We start from the raw sequence: 17,656 nt of genomic DNA, 5'->3' as shown, positions 1-17,656 counted from the left end.
CTATTCCTGGGTGCCGGCAACGGCCGCGGCATAGATCGCGGGCAACGCTGCTACGAAGGTGTCGAGTTGTTCGGTGGTGATGATCAGGGGAGGCGCAAGGCGCAGCGTGTTGGGACCCGGGGCATTGATGATGAACCCGGCCTCCAACGCCGCGGCCACCACCGCCGGGGCCACCGCGGCGGCCAGGTCGAACCCGATGAGCAGCCCCCGGCCGCGGACGGCCGTGACGAAGTCCAGCGCGGCAAGTTTCGTCCGCACATCCGCGCCCACCCTTCCCACCTGCGCCAGGAGGTCCTGCGACTCGATGACATGCAAGGTGGCCAACGCCGCGGCGGTTGCCACGGGGTTTCCGCCGAAGGTGGTGCCGTGCTGGCCGGGGGTGAGCAGCCCGGTGGCCTCGGTGCCGAAGACGATCATCGCGCCAATGGGGAATCCGCCGCCCAGGCCCTTGGCCAGGGTCATGGCGTCGGGGAGGACCCCGGCGGAGGCGAACCAGGCGCCGGTGCGGCCGATGCCGGTCTGGACCTCGTCGAAGACCAGCAGCGCACCGGCCGCAGCGGTGAGCTCGCGTGCAGCCTGCAGGTAGCCGGGGCCGAATTCGATGACGCCGGCCTCCCCCTGGATCGGTTCGATGAACACCGCGGCGGTGGTCTCGTCGACCGCCGCACGCAGGGCCTCGATGTCCCCGGCCGGAATCCATTCCACTCCCCCGGGGAGCGGTTCGAAGGGTGCCCGGTAGGCCTGCTTCCAGGTCAGGGCCAGCGCACCCATGGTGCGGCCGTGGAACGCGTGTTCAAGGGCGATGATCTTGGTGCGCGGGGCCTCGGGCGTGCCGGCGTTGCGGCGGGCCAGCTTGAAGGCCGCCTCGTTGGCCTCGGTGCCGGAGTTGGTGAAGAACACCTTCGAGCCCGCGGGAGCCTCGCTGAGCCCCAGGAGCTTTTCGGCCAGCGCGATTTGGGTGGGGCTGGTGAAGAAGTTGGAGATGTGTCCCAGGGTGGCCAGCTGGGAGGAAATCACGGAGGTGACCAGAGGGTGGGCGTGGCCCAGGGCGTTGACGGCGATCCCGGAGAGCAGGTCCAGGTATTCCTTGCCGTCGGCGTCCCACACGTGGCAGCCGGCCCCGCGCACCAGCACCTGCTGCGGGGTGCCGAAGACGCCCAGCAACGAATTGTTGTAGCGGGCCAGCAATTCGCTGCCCTGCAGGGCGTCCAGCGCGCCCGTTTCCTGTTCAATGATCTCGTTCATGCCTTGTCCTTGGGAATGACTTGGGTTCCGACGCCGGCGGAGGTGAAGACCTCCAGCAGCATGGAGTGTGGTTGGCGGCCGTCGACGATGTGGGCCTGGCCCACGCCCTCGTCCACGGCCTTGAGGCAGGCGGCCATCTTGGGGATCATCCCCGATTCGAGCTTGGGCATCAGGTCGCGCAGCTGCTCGGAATCGAGCGAGGAGATCAACGAGGACCTGTCGGGCCAGGCCGCGTACAGCCCCTCCACGTCGGTGAGGATCACCAGCTTGGAGGCACCCAGGGCACTGGCCAGTGCCGCGGCGGCGGTGTCGGCGTTGACGTTGAGCACCTGGCCGGTGGGGTTGTCCTTCTCGTCGACCTCCGGGGCGACGGTGGAGACCACCGGAATCTTGCCGGCGGCCAGCAGGTCGAGGATCTGGTCGGGCTTGACCCCCGTCACCTCGCCCACGAGCCCCAGGTCCACGTGCTGACCGGCAATGTAGGTCCCGGTGCGCACGGCGCGCAGCAGGGCGCCGTCCTCTCCGGAGAGTCCCACGGCGTAGGGGCCGTGGGAGTTGATCAGGCCGATGAGTTCGCGCTGAACCTGACCGGTGAGCACCATGCGCACCACGTCCATGGCCTCGGGGGTGGTCACCCGCAGCCCGCCCTTGAACTCTGACTCGATGCCCAGGCGGCTGAGCATGGAGTTGATCTGCGGGCCGCCGCCGTGCACGACCACGGGGTTGATGCCCACGTGGCGCAGGAAGACGATGTCCTCGGCGAAGGCGCGGCGCAGGTCCTCGTTGATCATGGCGTTGCCGCCGTACTTGATGACCATGGTGGTTCCGGCAAAGCGCTGGATCCAGGGCAGTGCCTCGATCAGGGCCTCGGCCTTGCGCTGTGCAACGTCCATTGGCGTGGGCGTGGGTTTGTTCTCAGTCATGCTCTTCGGTGTTTCCTCACTGAAACGTTGGACCGGGTGGTGGTGCCCCGTGGGGGGTGGCAGGTTCGAATCCCGCTAACCCCACGGCGCACCGCCGCCTAGCTGCTGTAGGCCGAATTCTCGTGGACGTAGTCGTGGGTCAGGTCGTTGGTCCACAGGCTGGCTTCCTGCATGCCGGCGTTGAGGTCGATTTCCACCAGGACGTTGCGCCCGGAAAGGTCCACGAGGTTGCGGTCCTCGCCGACCCCGCCCTTGCGGCAGACCTGGACGCCGTTGATTGACACGTTCAGCTCGTCGGGTTCGAAGGCCGCCTGGGTGGTTCCCACCGCGGAGAGCACCCGCCCCCAGTTGGGGTCCTGGCCGAAGATCGCGGTCTTGAAGAGGTTGGAGCGGGCCACGGTGCGCGAGACCTCGACGGCGTCGTCCTCGGTGGCGGCATTGAAGGTGCGGATGGTGATTTCGTGGGCGGCGCCCTCGGCGTCGGAGATCAGCGCCTGGGCCAGCTCGACGCAGACCTCGGTGAGTCCGGTGGTGAATTCGGCGACGTCGGGCGTCGTTCCGCTGGCACCGGAGGACATCAGGATCACGGTGTCGTTGGTCGACATGCAGCCGTCGGAATCCGCCCGGTCGAAGCTGACGCGGGTGGCCTCGCGCAATGCCGCGTCGAGCTGCGCCGGTTCCAGCACCGCATCGGTGGTGATGACCACCAGCATCGTTGCCAGCCCGGGGGCAAGCATGCCGGCGCCCTTGGCCATGGCACCGATGGAGTAGCCGGCACCGGCGAACCCTGCCTGCTTGCTCACGGTGTCGGTGGTCATGATGGCGGTGGCGGCAGCCGCTCCCCCGTCGAATTCGCTGCCGTCGCCCAGGGCCGCGGCGGCCGCGTCCACGCCGGGCAGGATCTTGTCCATCGGCAGCTGCTCGCCGATCAGCCCCGTGGAACAGACCAGCACGTCGCCGCTGGAAAGGCCCAGGACCGTGGCGACATGTTCGGCGGTGGCGTGGGTGTTGGCAAAACCCTCGGGGCCGGTGCAGGCGTTGGCGCCGCCGGAGTTCAGCACCACGGCGTCGGCCCGGCCGTCCGAGATCACCTGGCGCGACCAGTGCACCGGGGCCGCGGCCACGCGGTTGGAGGTGAACACCGCGGCAGCGTCAAAGCGCGGTCCGTTGTTGCGCACCAGGGCAAGGTCCGGGTTCCCCGAGGCCTTGAGTCCGGCGGTGACGCCCGAGGCGCTGAAGCCTGCGGGGAAGGTGATTCCGATGGGTGCGTTGCTCACGGTGCTACTCCTTCGAGTGCCAGGCCGGCGGTTTCCTTCAGGCCCAGGGCGATGTTCATGGATTGGACGGCCCCGCCTGCGGTGCCCTTAGTGAGGTTGTCGATGACCGCGGAGACGATCACGCGGTTGGCGTGCGGGTCGAATGCCAACTGGATCTGAGCGTGGTTGGAGCCCATGACCGAGGAGGTGGCGGGCCATTGGCCCTCGGGCAGCACGTGCACGAACGGTTCGTCCTTGTAGGCAGCCGTCCACGCGGCGCGCAACATGTCCGCGTCCACGCCGGGCTTGACCTTTGCGGTGGCGGTGGTGAGGATGCCGCGGGGCATCGGCGCCAGGGTCGGGGTGAAGGAGATGGTGACCGGGACACCGGCGGCCTTGGACAGGCCCTGCTCCATTTCCGGGGTGTGCCGGTGGGAGCCGCCCACGCCGTAGGGGTTCATGGAGCCCATGACCTCGGAGCCGATCAGGTTCACCTTGGCGCTCTTTCCGGCACCCGAGGTGCCCGAGGCGGCAACCACGACGACGTCGTCGGCTTCCAGCAGGTCGGCGGCGAAACCGGGCACGAGGGCAAGCTGGACCGAGGTCGGGTAGCAGCCGGGCACCGCGATGCGCTTGGCACCGGCCAACAGGTCACGGGCACCGGGCAGCTCGGGCAGGCCATAGGGCCAGGTGCCCGCGTGCGCGGATCCGTAGAACTTCTCCCAGGCCTCCGGCGATTCCAGGCGGTGGTCCGCACCGGCGTCGATGACCAGTGTGTCCGCGGGAAGCTGGGCGGCGATTTCGGCGCTGGCGCCGTGGGGCAGAGCCAGGAAGACCACGTCGTGGCCGCGCAGCTGCTCGACGGTGGTTTCCACCAGCACCCGGTCGGCCAGGGAATGCAGGTGCGGGGCGAGTTCGCCCAGTCGCTGCCCGGCGTTCGAGTGTGCGGTGATGGCACCGATGGTCACATCTGGATGGTTGGACAGCAGGCGCAAGACCTCGCCGCCGGCATACCCACTGGCTCCGGATACAGCTACTGAAATCGTCATGAATCAACCCTACTACGCATTTATGCATGATAACTAATAAATATTCATAATTTGGAGACCCGCGACGCAACATCGCCGCCCGGGACGGGGGTCCGCAGGACCCGAACGCTAGGGTGGAAACAAAGCATTGAGCAGAACCAAAGGAGTCCCACACGTGAGTTCCCAAGCAATTATCGCCCGCCAGGCCGGCGGACCCGAAGTATTCGAGTATGTCGCCTCCCCGATTCCCTCCCCCGGCCCCGGACAGCTGCTGGTCAAGGTCGCTGCCGTCGGCCTGAATTTCATCGAGACATACCAGCGTTCGGGCGTCTACAAGGTCCGCTACCCCTTCACCCCGGGCAGCGAGTGCGCCGGCACCGTCGAGGCAATCGGCACGGGCGTCACCGATTTCGCCGTCGGCGACCGGGTGGCCACCACCGAGGGGTCGCAGACCTATGCCACCCACACACTGCTGGATGCCGACAAGGCCCTTCCCGTCCCGGAGAACGTGTCGCTGGAAACCGCCGGGGCCCTGCCGCTGCAGGGCATCACGGCCCACTACCTGATCAACTCCAGCTACAACGTGCAGCCGGGCGACACCGTGCTCACCTATGCCGGCGCCGGCGGCGTGGGGCTGCTGTTGATCCAGCTGCTCAAGCTGCGCGGGGCCACCGTCATCACCACCACCTCTACGGAGGAAAAGGCGGAACTTGCGCGCGCCGCAGGGGCCGACCACGTCCTGTCCTATGACGAGGTACCCACCCGCGTCCGCGAGATCACCAAAGGGCGGGGAGTCGACGCCGTGTACGACGGCATCGGCAAGGACACCTTCGACGGTTCCCTGGAGGCGCTCAAGATCCGCGGCACCCTGGTGCTCTTTGGCGGAGCATCGGGCCAGGTCCCGCCCTTTGACCTGCAGCGCCTGAACGCGCACGGTTCGCTGACCGTGACGCGCCCCAAGGTCGCCGACTTCCTGCTGGATGCCGAAGAGCGACGCTGGCGTTCCGGCGAACTCTTTGAACTGGTTTCCGCCGGCAAGCTCGACGTCCGCATCGGCGCGCGATTCCCGCTGGCCGAGGCCGGAGCCGCCCACACCGCCCTCGAATCACGCGCCACCACCGGAAAGACCATCCTGGTCCCCTAGCCCGGACCGTTCCATCGCCCGGCCCGAGGGGCTGCTGCCCGGGGATCGCGAGATCCCCGGGCGCACCGCAGCTCGAAGGCGCGCCGGCTCATTCACCGCCCGCCCAACGATGGGTTTCCCGGCCCGGTCGGCGGTTTCTGGCGCAACGCCCGAAGATAGCGGCGGCGGACGATCCGCTGCACCACCAGCAACAGCGGAAAGAGCGCGCGCCAGGGCCGCTGCGGCGCCGCGCGCGTCAGGGAACGCACGGTGAGGCGCACCTCATCCCCGTGGCGGCTCACCACAAAAGCCTCCTCGCCATGCACCGGGTGACCGGGCAGGGTGCGGTAGGAAAACCCGACGCGCTCCAGTTCCTGAACGACGGCAACAACTTCCACCGGCTCAAGGACGCTGATGCCGAACAGTCGCGCCGTGACCTCTACGCGGGCCCCCGGCTCCACCACAGCGGTTGAACTCACCGTAAAGCCGCTGGCGGTCTTCACTCCCCAGCGCAGGACTTGGGCGGCGGCGTGGTCCCACACCTGCTCCCCGACGCCGATCAGCGCGGAGACCTCACTGCGGCGGAAGCCGTCCCCACCGGGCGGCCAATGGCCCAGATCCGGATTCGTCATGCGCCGTTCCCCCTTTAGGCGGTCAACAGGCCCCATTGCAGACCCTGGTCCATTCCTACTACAGTCCCGGGCGCGGAGGCGAGCCACACGTCTGTCGACGCCCGCCTTTCGGCACTCGGCCCGCGGCATTCGGTGCAGGTCCTGCCCTCATGCCGCCACGAGGCAATTGCCTTCAAGAAAAAGGATGACTCATTAATCTTGAGTTAATGTCTTGACCACAAGAGTCCCTGTGACGCACGCTACTAGGCATGAGCGCAGACCAACGCAACTCCACCGCCGGAACGAACCCCGGTTCGCAGTCGGCACTGCGCGGCCTGAACGAAGAGCGGGTCATGGCGATGCTGCGCAGCCACGGGACACTCACGCAGGCGGCGCTGGCCCGCGCGACGGGACTTTCCACCGCCACGATCTCAAACATCGTCAAAAGCCTGGTGGCCGCCAACCGTGTGGAGGCCACCCCCACGACCAGCTCGGGACGCCGCGCGCTGGGCGTCAGCCTCATCGATGCCGCCGACGTGGCCGTTGGCATCGACTTCGGCCGGAGCCACGTGCGGGTCGTGCTCGCCCGCTCCGGATTCCGCCTTCTGGGCGAGAACCACACGGCACTGCCCGTCGGGCACCGTGCCGAGGAAAGCATCTCCGTCGCCGCCGGCATGCTCAGAAAACTCCGTGAGGAACTCGGCATCGAACACGGACAGCTGCTGGGCGCGGGAATCGGCATCCCCGGACCCATCGACCACCGGACCATGACGGTGATCCGCGGCGCGATACTCCCGGAATGGGTGGGAATCGACATCGAATCCCAGCTGCAGGCCGCCCTCGATTTGCCCGTGTTCATTGACAACGACGCCAATCTGGGGGCCCTGGCCCAGATCACCTGGGGCGAGCACCAGGTTTGCCCCAACCTCTGCTTCCTCAAGATCGGAAGCGGCATCGGATCCGGCCTCATCCTCAATGGCTCCCTGCATTACGGGAGCCTGGGGGTCACCGGGGAGATCGGGCATTCAACGATCTTTGACCAAGGCCTCATTTGCCGCTGCGGCAACCGCGGCTGCCTGGAGACGGTGGCCTCGACCGGCATCATCATCGAGCTGCTCAGCCGCGCCCACGGCGCCCCCGTCACGATCGAGGGAATCATCGAACAGGCCCGCGCGGGAGACTCCGCCACTCTGCGCATCATTGGGGACATGGGCGCCGCAGTTGGCCACGCGCTGGCCAATGTCGCCAACCTGCTCAGCCCCGAGGTCATCGTCATCGGCGGGCCGCTTGCACCCTTGGGAGAGATCCTCCTGGAGCCCATCCGGCGCGGCCTGCTGCGCCATGCCATCCCGGTGATTGGCGAGAACACCGTTGTCCGGATGGCGCTGCTCGGTGATCGCGCCGAGGCGCTCGGGGCCGCCGCCCTGGTGCTGCGGCACAGCCATTCCCCGGCGGGGACTGCACCGCAACCTTCCCCGCTTCAGGAAAGTTTGCGTTAAGTAGTTGACGACAAAGTGTGATGCGGGTAACCATTAGGTGATCACCGACACACCTCTCCACAATTCCTCACATTTCCAAACAACCTCTTGGAGGCAGATATGCGACGTCGTCTTACGCTCATCGCAGCGGCAGCAACATTGGGACTCACCCTCGCCGGATGCGGCGGCGGCGGCGAGACGCCTTCCGGATCGGGCGCCCCGGCCAGCGAGGCCACCGGCAGCGTCGGAGTGTTCACCTGGTGGGCCGACGGATCGGAGAAGGTCGGTCTTGACGCCCTGGTCAAGGTCTTCAACGAGGACTACCCGAACCTGACCTTCGACAACCTTGCAGTGGCCGGCGGGGCCGGTTCGCAGGCCAAGAGCGTGCTGGCCGCGCAGCTGAAGGCCGGCAACCCGCCGGATTCCTTCCAGGCCCATGCAGGCGCGGAACTGCAGGACTACATCGATGCCGAACAGCTTGAGGACCTCACCGGCTTCTACACCGAAAACAAGCTCGCCGAGCAGTTCCCCAAGGACCTGGTCGACCGGCTCACCGTGGATGGAAAGATCTACTCGGTTCCTTCCAACATCCACCGCTCAAACGTCGTCTGGGCCAATGTCGAGGTCCTGAAAGATGCAGGACTGGACCCGAACAAGCCCGCCGAGACCCTGGATGCCTGGATCGCGGACCTGGAAAAGGTCAAGGACAGCGGCAAGACCCCGTTGGCCGTCGCCGGATCCTGGACCCAGGTCCAGCTCTTCGAAAACGTGCTGCTCTCCAGCCTTGGCGTCGACGGCTACAACGGCCTCTGGGACGGGACAACGGACTGGAAGGGCGCTGACGTCACCAAGGCCATCGAGTCCTACAAGAAGGTCCTGGGCTACACCAACTCGGACCGCGATTCCCTCAGCGACTGGGCGCCCGCCACGCAGCTGGTCCAGGACGGCGCCGCTGCCTACAACCTCATGGGTGACTGGGCCGAGGCCAAGTTCGCCCAGGACGGCGACGTGGCCGGCACCGACTACGCCTACTTCCCGATGCCCGGCACCCAGGGCGTCTTCAACTTCCTGGCCGATTCCTTCACCCTGCCGATTGGCGCGCCCAACCCGGACGGGGCCAAGGCCTGGCTGACAACCATCGGCTCGGCCGAGGGCCAGACCGCCTTCAACAAGGCCAAGGGCTCGATCCCGGCCAACACGACGGCCAAGACCGATGACTTCTCCGAGTACCAGAAGAGCGCCATCAAGGACTTCTCGCAGGACAAGATCGTCTCCTCGCTGGCTCACGGCGCTGCGGTGCCAGTGGCATGGCTCAACGAGCTCAGCACCGCAGTGAGCAAGTTCGGCGGCGACACCAACGTGGCGACGCTGCAGGAATCCGCTGCGGCCACCGCGGAGAAATTCGGCAACTAGGCACACTCCACCGGACATGTGGGGGCGGTCACGGCCAGCACGGTTGGCGGACACCGCCCCCACATGTTTAAGACGCCAACTTCCCTCCGAGAGGACACCATCTTGCGGCGCCTAAAACACTGGGGACCGGGGCTTTTGCTCCTGGCTCCCACCATCATCCTGGTTGGCGTGTTCGTCTACTGGCTCATCATCGAGAACTTCCGCGTCAGCCTCACCAACCAGCACACCGCCAAGCCGAGCGACGACTACGTCGGCTTTTCGAACTACACGAATCTTTTGGCCGACCCGAACTTCCAGCACTCACTGTGGAACCTGCTGATCCTCACCGTCGTTTTCCTCGCCGGCACCCTGGTCTTCGGCTTCCTCTGGGCCTGGATGCTGGACAAGCCGGCCAAGGGCGAGGGCTTCTTCCGCGCCGTGTACCTCTTCCCCATGTCCGTCTCGTTCATTGCCTCGGGTGTGGTGTGGCGCTGGCTGCTCTCCAGCCTCCAGACCGACCAGCCCGGCGGGGAACGCACCACGGGCCTGAACCGGCTGCTCGATTCGGTGGGGCTGGGATTCATGCAGAACGACTGGTGGTCCAACCCCACCTGGGGCATCGCGGCCATCGCCGTCCCCGCCATCTGGCAGCTCTCCGGCTACGTCATGGCCCTCTTCCTGGCCGGCTTCCGGGGCATTCCCGAGGAGCTGCGCGAGGCGGCACGCATTGACGGCTGCAGCGAATGGAAGCTCTACCGGCACGTGATCTTCCCGCAGTTGAACCCCGTGATGCTTTCGGCGGTCATCATCATCGGCCACATGTCGCTGAAGCTCTTCGACCTGATCCGCGCCATCGTCCCCGACGCCAACACCTACGACGTGCAGGTCCCGGCAACCATGATGTGGGTCAAGTACATCGGCAGCGACTACGCCGACGCCGCGGCGATCGGCATGATCCTGCTGGTGCTCGTGGCACTGGTCGTGGTTCCCTACCTCATGTACACCTCGCGAGCGGAGAAGCGCTAATGGCCACCTCGATCCTTGACCGTTCGGCGAAACCGGCACCGCTGCCCGCGGCGATCGCCCCGAACCCCGGGCGCCGGAGGATGAACCGCACGCTGAAGTACGCCCTGCTGCTGCTCTTCGTGATCGTGGTCCTGATTCCCGCCTATGTCCTGTTCATCACCAGCTTCAAGGGCACCGCCGACGCGGATCCGTCCCGGGCCTGGTTCCTGCCCACCGCCTGGGAAACCGGCGGGTGGACAAAGGCCTGGACCACCCTGGCCCCGGCGCTGGGGCGGACCTTCGCCCTGGTGATCCCGGCCGCCGTCATCTCGGCGACGCTGGGCTCCATCAACGGCTACGTGCTCTCCAAGTGGCGTTTCCCCGGCGCCAACGTGGTGTTCACGCTGATCCTCTTTGGCATGTTCATCCCCTACCAGGCGGTCATGATCCCGCTGACCCAGCTGATGAGCGACATCGGGGTGCCCCAAGGCATCCCCTCGCTCATGGTCCTGCACATCGTCTACGGGCTGCCGATCTGCACGCTGATCTTCCGCAACTACTACGAATCGGTCCCCGGAGAACTCATCGAGGCAGCCCGCATGGACGGGGCGGGAATCCTGCGCACCTACGCCTCGGTGATCTTCCCGATCTCGGCGCCGGGCTTCGTGGTCGTGCTGATCTGGCAGTTCACCTCCGCCTGGAACGACTACCTGTTCGCCGCGTTCTTCTCCTCCGGACGCAACGGGCCCGTCACCATCGCCCTGAGCTTCCTGGCCGGCGGCCAGCTCACCGACTATGCCGCTTCCATGGCCGGTGCCCTGATCGCCTCGGTGCCGACCCTCATCGTCTACATCCTGCTGGGCAAGTACTTTGTCGGCGGGCTGATGAGCGGCTCGGTCAAGGGCTAGGACCGGGGAATCCGACGCCGGACGGGCGGGGCTTGCCGGGATCGGCGAGCGCCGCCCGTTGCGTGTTCAGGCGCCCGGGGCCTGGACGACGGCTCCCACCAGATGGGCAGGCAACACGGCTCCCAGGGAGTCAACGGCCTCGGGCGCCAGTTCCAGCACCCGGATCCCGGGGCCGGAGAGCACCGGGTGGCGGTTCGCCCCGGAGACCACGGGAATGCCGCCCTCCCCCGCCAGGCCCTCCCCGCTGGCCTTGGCCACGGCTTCCTTCAGTGCCCACCACCGCGCCCGAAGACGAATCCTTTCGGCCTCGGGCAGCAATTCGAGTTGTGCGCGTTCCTGCGCGGAATAGGCGTAGCCCTCCAGCAGCTCCCCGTCCCCCGGGGAAAACGCCGGGTCGTCCAGGTCCGCCAGGTCCACGCCGAGCCGGTCGCGGACGGGGGCCACGGCCAGCAGCAGCCAACCCGCGGTCCGTGCATAGGACACCGAGAAGCCCTCCCCGGTCGCCGCGATCCGGAGCCGCGGGGCCCCGTGCGCCCTCGAGCCGCAGTGCGGACAATGCTGGGCGAGTTCGAGCTCACCTGGAAGGATCCGGCGGCCGGGGCCCAACGCACGGTTCAACAACCGGGCGGCGAGCACGCGTACCAGGATCCGCCCGGATGCGAAGTCCTCGCGCGGGCGCCCGTCCAGGTATCCGCCGGCGCGTTCCAGCTCGCCCGGGGGCAGGTGGAGTCCGGTGTGCGCCGCGGCCTCCGCCAACGGGGCGGCCGCCCACTTCAGCGCAGAGAGGCCGGCTTCACGGGAGGTTTCGGGCACATGCCGCATTCGACCTTCCCCCCTTATTCTCAGACATCGGCTGCATCGATTATCGCGCATCCGGGAAGATGGCGGGAATTGCGCCAATCGCTCCCACCTGGCGGAGACACCATGAAACGCCATGAACCGGCCTCCTTCAAGTTCGCCACGGCCACCGGCAGCCTCTCCCTCCTGGAGGTCACCGCCGAGGGCGCGACGCTGACCCGCCTGCCCCGGGAACTGAGCCTTCCAAGCGGTTTTCGTGAGGCATCACACGTCCATGAATGTCCATGTGACGCAGGGTCACCGCGAACCCTGTGAACGGCGTCCCTTGGACACCTTCCGTTAACCTTTCGCGGTTACGGTAACCCCGTACGTGCCGACCGGGCGGGGGCGGACGCCTTGTTGGTGTGCCACCGGACCATGGTTGGGCTCCATCGTCCTGGCCCGTCCCCTACAGGGGGCAGGGCCGAGCACCACTTCCAGAAAGCCACAGTGGAACCGACTCCCAGCATTTCCGACAATGGAACCACCGCCGCCCTGTTCCTGCCGCAATACCCGGGCAGCAACCTGGCTCCGACGCCCCGCACCCTCATGGACATCCTTGAGGCAAGTGCCGTTGCCCACCCCGAGGCCCCCGCCCTTGATGACGGCGAGCGCTCCCTGACCTACGCGGACCTGCTCGTTGCCATCGACGAAATGGCAGGACGCCTGCGGGCAGCCGGACTCGGCGCCGGGGACCGCATCGGCATCCGCGTCCCCTCGGGCACCCGCGACCTCTACATCGGTATCCTCGCCACTATGAAGATCGGCGCTGCCTACGTCCCCGTCGATGCGGACGATCCCGAGGAACGTGCCAAGCTGGTCTTTTCCGAGGCCAAGGTCGCCGCCATCATGGGCGAGAAGGGAAAGATCACCTTCCTGCGCGAGCAGGCGAACCCGGAGCCTGCCCGCGACGCCGGACTGGACGACGACGCCTGGATCATCTTCACCTCCGGATCCACCGGAACGCCCAAGGGCGTAGCCATCACCCAGCGATCGGCAGCCGCCTTTGTCGACGCCGAGGCGCGGATCTTCCTGCAGGGCGAACCGCTTGGTCCCGAGGACCGTGTGCTGGCAGGGCTCTCCGTGGCCTTCGACGCCTCCTGCGAGGAAATGTGGCTGGCCTGGCGCCACGGCTCTTGCCTGGTGCCCGCACCGCGCGCGCTGGTGCGTTCGGGCATGGACCTGGGACCCTGGCTGGTGACCCGCGGGGTCACCGTCGTCTCCACCGTCCCCACGCTCGCCGCGCTCTGGCCAGCCGAGGCCCTGGAAAACGTGCGCCTGCTGATCTTCGGCGGCGAGGCCTGCCCGCCCGAGCTTGCCGCCCGCCTTGCGGTTCCGGGACGCGAGGTCTGGAACACCTACGGCCCGACCGAGGCCACCGTCGTGGCCTGCGCCGCGCAGATGGACGGCACCGATCCGGTGCGCATCGGCCTGCCGCTTCAGGGCTGGGACCTGGCGGTCGTCGATGCCTCGGGCTTCCCCGTGGCCCCCGGGCAGAGCGGTGAACTGATCATCGGCGGCGTTGGCCTCGGACGCTACCTGGACCCGGCCAAGGACAAGGAAAAATACGCGCCCTTCGAGACCCTGGGCTGGGAGCGTGCCTACCGCTCGGGAGACCTGGTGCAGGCCGACCCCGAGGGCCTGGTCTTCCTGGGCCGGATGGACGAGCAGGTCAAGCTCGGCGGCCGACGCATCGAACTGGGAGAGATCGATGCGGCCCTGCAGTCCCTGCCCGGGGTCTCCGGCGCCGCTGCCGCGGTGAAGACCACCGCCGCCGGAAACCAGATCCTCGTCGGATACCTGGCCGCGGCCCCCGACTACGACACGTCCGCCGCGCGCGGCCGGCTGGCCGACATGCTTCCGGCACCGCTGATCCCGCTGCTGGCAATCGTCGACACCCTGCCCACCAAGACCAGCGGCAAGGTCGACCGCAACGCGCTGCCCTGGCCGCTGCCCGGCGCCACCGCCACCGGGCCCGAAGGGGTGCTGCCGGACCTCGGGGAGGACGCTGCCTGGGTGATCGAGCAGTGGACCCGCGTGCTGGGGACCCCGGTCGGCAGCCTTGACACCGATTTCTTCGCCTCCGGCGGCGGTTCGCTCTCGGCTGCCCAGCTGGTCTCCGCCCTGCGCGTGCGCTACCGCACCGTCACGGTGGCCGAGGTCTATTCCCACCCGCGCATCGGGTCCCTGCTCGAGGCCCTGGGCACGGAATCCCGGGAACCGACCGAGGTGCGCACGGTTGAGCGCACCACCCGCCGCGCCCAGGTCTTCCAGACGCTGATGGGCATTCCCACCTTCATCTTGGTGGGCATGCGCTGGCTCGTCTACCTGGCCGCCGGCAACAACGTGCTCGGTGCCCTCGGGGTCTTCGCCGACGCACCGCGGCTCTCCTGGTGGGCGGTTGCCGCCCTCTGGCTCGTCTTTGTCTCCTCCCCCGGGCGCATGGCGCTGTCCGTCATCGCCGCCCGCACGCTGCTGCGCAACCTGAAGCCAGGGAACTACCCGCGCTCGGGCAAGGTGCACCTGCGGCTGTGGATGGCCCAGCAGATCGCCGACCTGGTTGATCCCGTCTCCCTGGGCAGCGCGCACTGGATCCAGTTCTACGCCCGCGCCCTCGGCGCTAAAATCGGCGCCGACGTACAGTTGCACTCGATCCCGCCGGTTACTGGCCTGCTCACCGTGGGCCGCGGCGCCAGCATCGAACCGGAGGTCGATCTCACCGGCTACTGGATCGACGGCGACCGGGTCCATGTGGGTGCCATCGAGGTCGGCGCCGAGGCCACGGTCGGGGCACGCAGCACGCTGATGCCCGGCGCAGTGGTCGCCGACGGCGTGGAGCTGGCGGCCGGCTCAGCCCTGGCCGGCGGCACCCGGGCGTTCTCCGCCTATTCCGGCTCCCCTGCCCAGCGCAGCGGCAAGTCCAAGCCGTCCTGGCCGCAGGAGCCCCTGCCTGCCCGCCGGGTGCGCAACGCATTGTTCGCCGTGGCGTCCTCGGCCCTGGGCGCGATCCCACTGCTCTCCATCCTGGGTGCCATCATCGTGGCGGCCCTGCTGCTGCGCGGGCAGGCCTCGCTGCACGAATCCCTGCTCCGGCTCACGCTGGTGATTCCCGTGGCGGCACTGGTGTGGTTCGGGCTCAACATGCTGTTCGTGCTGGTCGCCACCCGGTTGCTGGGCATTGGGCTGCGCGAGGGCTGGCACCGGGTCGACAGCCGGATCGGCTGGCAGGTCTGGGCCACCGAACGCCTGCTGGACATGGCCCGCGACCTGCTTTTCCCCATCTACGCCTCGCTCTTCACCCCGGTGTGGCTGCGCCTGCTCGGCGCCAAGGTCGGACGCAACGTCGAGGCCTCCACGGTGTTGCTGATCCCCAAGATGACCACCATCGGCGCCGGCGCGTTCCTGGCCGATGACACCATGGTGGCCACCTACGAACTCGGCGGCGGCTGGATGAAAGTGGGCCGGGCCAAGATCGGCAAGCGCGCCTTCCTGGGCAACTCCGGCATCGCCGGGGCCGGGCGCCGCGTCCCGCGCAACGGCCTGGTCGCGGTGCTCTCGGCCACCCCGGCCAAGGCGAAGGCGGGGACCTCCTGGCTGGGCAGCCCGCCGGTGCGCCTGCGCCGCACGGCCGTGGCCTCCGATGACTCGCTCACCTACGCCCCGCCGCTGCGCCTGAAGTTTGCCCGCGCCCTGTGGGAAATCTGCCGCGTCGTTCCCGTCGTCGTCACCGTCGGCGTCGCCGCCCTGGTGCTGGCGCTGCTGGACTTCCTGGCCGCCGAATACGGCTACCTGCTTGCCGCGTTGCTCAGCGGCGCGGTGATGCTTGCCGCAGGTGCCGTCGCCGCCACCTCCGCGGTCGTCGCCAAGTGGCTGCTGGTCGGTCCCATCCGCCCGGGCGAACACGCCCTGTGGAGCTCCTTCATCTGGCGCAACGAGGTCGTTGACACGTTCATCGAGATGGTCTGCGCCCCGTGGTTCGCCCACTCCGCCGCCGGCTCCCCCGCCCTGGTCTGGTGGCTGCGCGCCCTGGGCGCCAAGATCGGCCACGGCGTCTGGTGCGAGAGCTACTGGCTGCCCGAGGCCGACCTGGTCACCCTCGGGGACTCCTCGACGGTCAACCGCGGCACGGTGGTCCAGACCCACCTCTTCCACGACCGGGTCATGTCAATTGATACGGTGGAACTCTCCGCGGGATCGACGATGGGCCCGCACGGGGTCATCCTGCCCGCCGCCTCGCTGGCGGAAGGCGCCACCGTGGGCCCGGGTTCGCTGGTGATGCGCGGAGAATCCGTTCCCCCGTCAAGCTACTGGATGGGCAACCCCGTCCAACCCTGGAGCCAGCCGCGCGCATGAGCCACACCCCACTGAACGCCACCGCCACCGCCGCGGCGGCATCCTTCATCCCGGATGCCTACCTGCCCCGCTCCGGCAGCGCCGACTACCGCGTCGCGCACTACGACCTCGACCTTGACTGCAAGCTCGGCGGCAACCGGCTCGACGGCCGGGCCACCATCACCGCGGTGGCCGTCACCGAGCTGCAGCGCATCGTTCTGGACCTCTCCGGGCTGCGTGCCTCCCGCTGCCAGGTCAACGGCTCCAAGGTCGCCCGCTCCACGCAGAAGGCCGGCAGGTTGGAACTCCACCTGGCGACCCCGGTGCCGGCCGGGGAGCAGTTCAGCGTGGAGATCCGCTACGGCGGTGTCCCCAACGTGCGCCAGGGAACCTGGGGCGAGGTCGGCTGGGAGGAACTGACCGACGGCGTGCTCGTGGCCGGCCAGCCGAACGGGGCACCCACCTGGTTCCCCTGCAACGACCACCCCAGCCAAAAGGCGACCTACCGCATCAGCGTCAACACCGATGCCGGGTACCGCCCCGTCTGCAACGGGCAACTGGTTGACCGCCAACGGCGCTCAAGCCGCGAACGCTGGACCTACGAGGTCAACGAGCCGATGGCCACCTACCTGGCGACTTTGCAGATCGGCCGCTACGAGCTGCGCTCCCTCGCCGGCACCGAGGTCGCCGCAGCCCCGCTGGGCGGACGGCACTCCGGAGCCCCCACGCCGGTGCCGCAACTGGTGGCCGCGAACACCTCCCAGCTGCGCCGGGCCTCGTCCGCGCTGGCCGACCAGCCGCGGATGATGGAAACCTTCATCGAGGCCTTCGGTCCCTACCCGTTTGCTGACTACACGGTCGTGGTCACCGAGGACGACCTGGAAATCCCGCTCGAGGCCCACGGGATCTCCATCCTGGGCAACAACCACCTGCTCCCGGGGTGGGAACAGCAGCGCCTGATCGCCCACGAGCTGTCCCATCAGTGGTTCGGCAACTCGCTGACCGTCGGGTCGTGGGAGGACATCTGGCTGCACGAGGGCTTCGCCTGTTATGCCGAATGGATCTGGTCCGAGGCCTCCGGCGGCCCGAGCGCCGATGCGCGCGCCAGGGAAGCCTGGGCGATGCTCGATTCCCTGGAGCAGGACCTCCCCATCGGGGACCCCGGGCCCCAGGACATGTTCGACGACCGGGTCTACAAGCGCGGCGCGCTGACCCTGCACGCCCTGCGGCTTGCCGCCGGCGACCGCGCCTTCTTCGCGATGCTGCGGGCCTGGACCGGGGCACGGCGCCACGGAACGGTCACCTACGGACTTTTCCGGGACCACGTCGACACCCATTTGCCCACCGCCCTTTCCGCCGAGGCCTTCCTGCGGCCCTGGCTCTTTGAAAAGGCACTGCCGGTGTTGCCGGCCCCGGCCGCAAACTGATCCTGCGGGCAAAGGGCCGGCCGCCTCCGCGGCCGGCCCTTTCATCGGGTGTGACATAGTCGCAACTCCACCCTCCGGTCCCCCAATGTTC

General features: G+C 68.0%; 13 protein-coding genes. 7 read left to right on the top strand and 6 right to left on the bottom strand.

Annotation, left to right across the window (positions count from 1 at the left end):
* From AC6CHY_RS06610 to argC, 4 genes are all read right to left on the bottom strand, one after another.
* A complete protein-coding gene (locus AC6CHY_RS06610) occupies positions 1–1,245 on the bottom strand; it encodes an acetylornithine transaminase (protein ID WP_498226175.1) in 1,245 nt (414 codons plus the stop codon).
* Positions 1,242–2,168, bottom strand: a complete 927-nt coding sequence (gene argB, locus AC6CHY_RS06605; RefSeq protein WP_217390603.1) for an acetylglutamate kinase — start codon at positions 2,166–2,168, stop codon at positions 1,242–1,244. Before argB ends, AC6CHY_RS06610 begins: the two co-directional genes overlap by 4 nt.
* Positions 2,169–2,266: 98 nt before the next feature.
* Positions 2,267–3,430: a bifunctional glutamate N-acetyltransferase/amino-acid acetyltransferase ArgJ gene (gene argJ, locus AC6CHY_RS06600; protein ID WP_217390625.1), complete on the bottom strand. Its 1,164-nt coding sequence runs from the start codon at positions 3,428–3,430 to the stop codon at positions 2,267–2,269.
* A gap of 11 nt (positions 3,431–3,441) precedes the next feature.
* Positions 3,442–4,473: an N-acetyl-gamma-glutamyl-phosphate reductase gene (gene argC, locus AC6CHY_RS06595; RefSeq protein ID WP_217390602.1), complete on the bottom strand. Its 1,032-nt coding sequence runs from the start codon at positions 4,471–4,473 to the stop codon at positions 3,442–3,444.
* Between the two features lie 154 nt (positions 4,474–4,627).
* Between argC and AC6CHY_RS06590 the strand changes: the two genes are divergently transcribed.
* Entirely contained in the window at positions 4,628–5,596 is a 969-nt protein-coding gene (locus AC6CHY_RS06590) for a quinone oxidoreductase family protein (protein ID WP_217390601.1), read from the top strand.
* 92 nt (positions 5,597–5,688) lie between these two features.
* Here the strand turns inward: AC6CHY_RS06590 and AC6CHY_RS06585 are convergent, their stop codons facing one another.
* A complete protein-coding gene (locus AC6CHY_RS06585) occupies positions 5,689–6,207 on the bottom strand; it encodes a DUF1990 domain-containing protein (RefSeq protein ID WP_498226172.1) in 519 nt (172 codons plus the stop codon).
* 248 nt (positions 6,208–6,455) lie between these two features.
* Between AC6CHY_RS06585 and AC6CHY_RS06580 the strand changes: the two genes are divergently transcribed.
* From AC6CHY_RS06580 to AC6CHY_RS06565, 4 genes are all read left to right on the top strand, one after another.
* Positions 6,456–7,685, top strand: a complete 1,230-nt coding sequence (locus tag AC6CHY_RS06580) for an ROK family transcriptional regulator (RefSeq protein ID WP_217390599.1) — start codon at positions 6,456–6,458, stop codon at positions 7,683–7,685.
* A gap of 99 nt (positions 7,686–7,784) precedes the next feature.
* Positions 7,785–9,077 (top strand): ABC transporter substrate-binding protein, encoded by a 1,293-nt coding sequence (locus AC6CHY_RS06575; RefSeq protein WP_498226170.1) that lies wholly within the window; start codon positions 7,785–7,787, stop codon positions 9,075–9,077.
* Positions 9,078–9,176: 99 nt separating this feature from the next.
* The gene (locus AC6CHY_RS06570) at positions 9,177–10,082 is read left to right on the top strand and encodes a carbohydrate ABC transporter permease (protein WP_217390624.1); all 906 of its coding nucleotides are present in this window, start codon (positions 9,177–9,179) and stop codon (positions 10,080–10,082) included.
* Positions 10,082–10,969 (top strand): carbohydrate ABC transporter permease, encoded by an 888-nt coding sequence (locus AC6CHY_RS06565; RefSeq protein WP_498226169.1) that lies wholly within the window; start codon positions 10,082–10,084, stop codon positions 10,967–10,969. The genes AC6CHY_RS06570 and AC6CHY_RS06565 overlap by 1 nt, the downstream gene beginning before the upstream one ends.
* A 66-nt stretch (positions 10,970–11,035) precedes the next feature.
* On the opposite strand, the gene AC6CHY_RS06560 is transcribed toward AC6CHY_RS06565, so the two are convergent.
* Positions 11,036–11,782 (bottom strand): 4'-phosphopantetheinyl transferase family protein, encoded by a 747-nt coding sequence (locus tag AC6CHY_RS06560; RefSeq protein WP_498226168.1) that lies wholly within the window; start codon positions 11,780–11,782, stop codon positions 11,036–11,038.
* Between the two features lie 573 nt (positions 11,783–12,355).
* On the opposite strand from AC6CHY_RS06560, the gene AC6CHY_RS06555 reads away from it, so the two are divergent.
* Positions 12,356–16,159 carry a Pls/PosA family non-ribosomal peptide synthetase gene (locus AC6CHY_RS06555; RefSeq protein ID WP_498226210.1) on the top strand — a complete coding sequence of 1,268 codons (3,804 nt, stop codon included), beginning with the start codon at positions 12,356–12,358 and terminating at the stop codon, positions 16,157–16,159.
* On the top strand, positions 16,156–17,565 hold the full coding sequence (locus AC6CHY_RS06550; protein ID WP_498226166.1) for a M1 family metallopeptidase: 1,410 nt from the start codon (positions 16,156–16,158) through the stop codon (positions 17,563–17,565). Before AC6CHY_RS06555 ends, AC6CHY_RS06550 begins: the two co-directional genes overlap by 4 nt.
* Positions 17,566–17,656: the final 91 nt, after the last annotated feature.

This window comes from Paeniglutamicibacter sp. GQ140 (assembly GCF_059759235.1).
The sequence above is the reverse complement of the archived record's forward strand: the minus strand, read 5'-3'. Positions and strand labels throughout refer to the sequence as shown.

What these genes read in the sequence shown, in the direction of transcription:
- AC6CHY_RS06575 (WP_498226170.1), top strand. Translation starts at nt 7,785, where the DNA reads ATGCGACGTCGTCTTACGCTCATCGCAGCGGCAGCAACATTGGGACTC.
- AC6CHY_RS06555 (WP_498226210.1), top strand. Translation starts at nt 12,356, where the DNA reads ATGGACATCCTTGAGGCAAGTGCCGTTGCCCACCCCGAGGCCCCCGCC.
- AC6CHY_RS06565 (WP_498226169.1), top strand. Translation starts at nt 10,082, where the DNA reads ATGGCCACCTCGATCCTTGACCGTTCGGCGAAACCGGCACCGCTGCCC.
- AC6CHY_RS06585 (WP_498226172.1), bottom strand. Translation starts at nt 6,207, where the DNA reads ATGACGAATCCGGATCTGGGCCATTGGCCGCCCGGTGGGGACGGCTTC.
- AC6CHY_RS06550 (WP_498226166.1), top strand. Translation starts at nt 16,156, where the DNA reads ATGAGCCACACCCCACTGAACGCCACCGCCACCGCCGCGGCGGCATCC.
- argC (WP_217390602.1), bottom strand. Translation starts at nt 4,473, where the DNA reads ATGACGATTTCAGTAGCTGTATCCGGAGCCAGTGGGTATGCCGGCGGC.
- argB (WP_217390603.1), bottom strand. Translation starts at nt 2,168, where the DNA reads ATGACTGAGAACAAACCCACGCCCACGCCAATGGACGTTGCACAGCGC.
- AC6CHY_RS06610 (WP_498226175.1), bottom strand. Translation starts at nt 1,245, where the DNA reads ATGAACGAGATCATTGAACAGGAAACGGGCGCGCTGGACGCCCTGCAG.
- AC6CHY_RS06580 (WP_217390599.1), top strand. Translation starts at nt 6,456, where the DNA reads ATGAGCGCAGACCAACGCAACTCCACCGCCGGAACGAACCCCGGTTCG.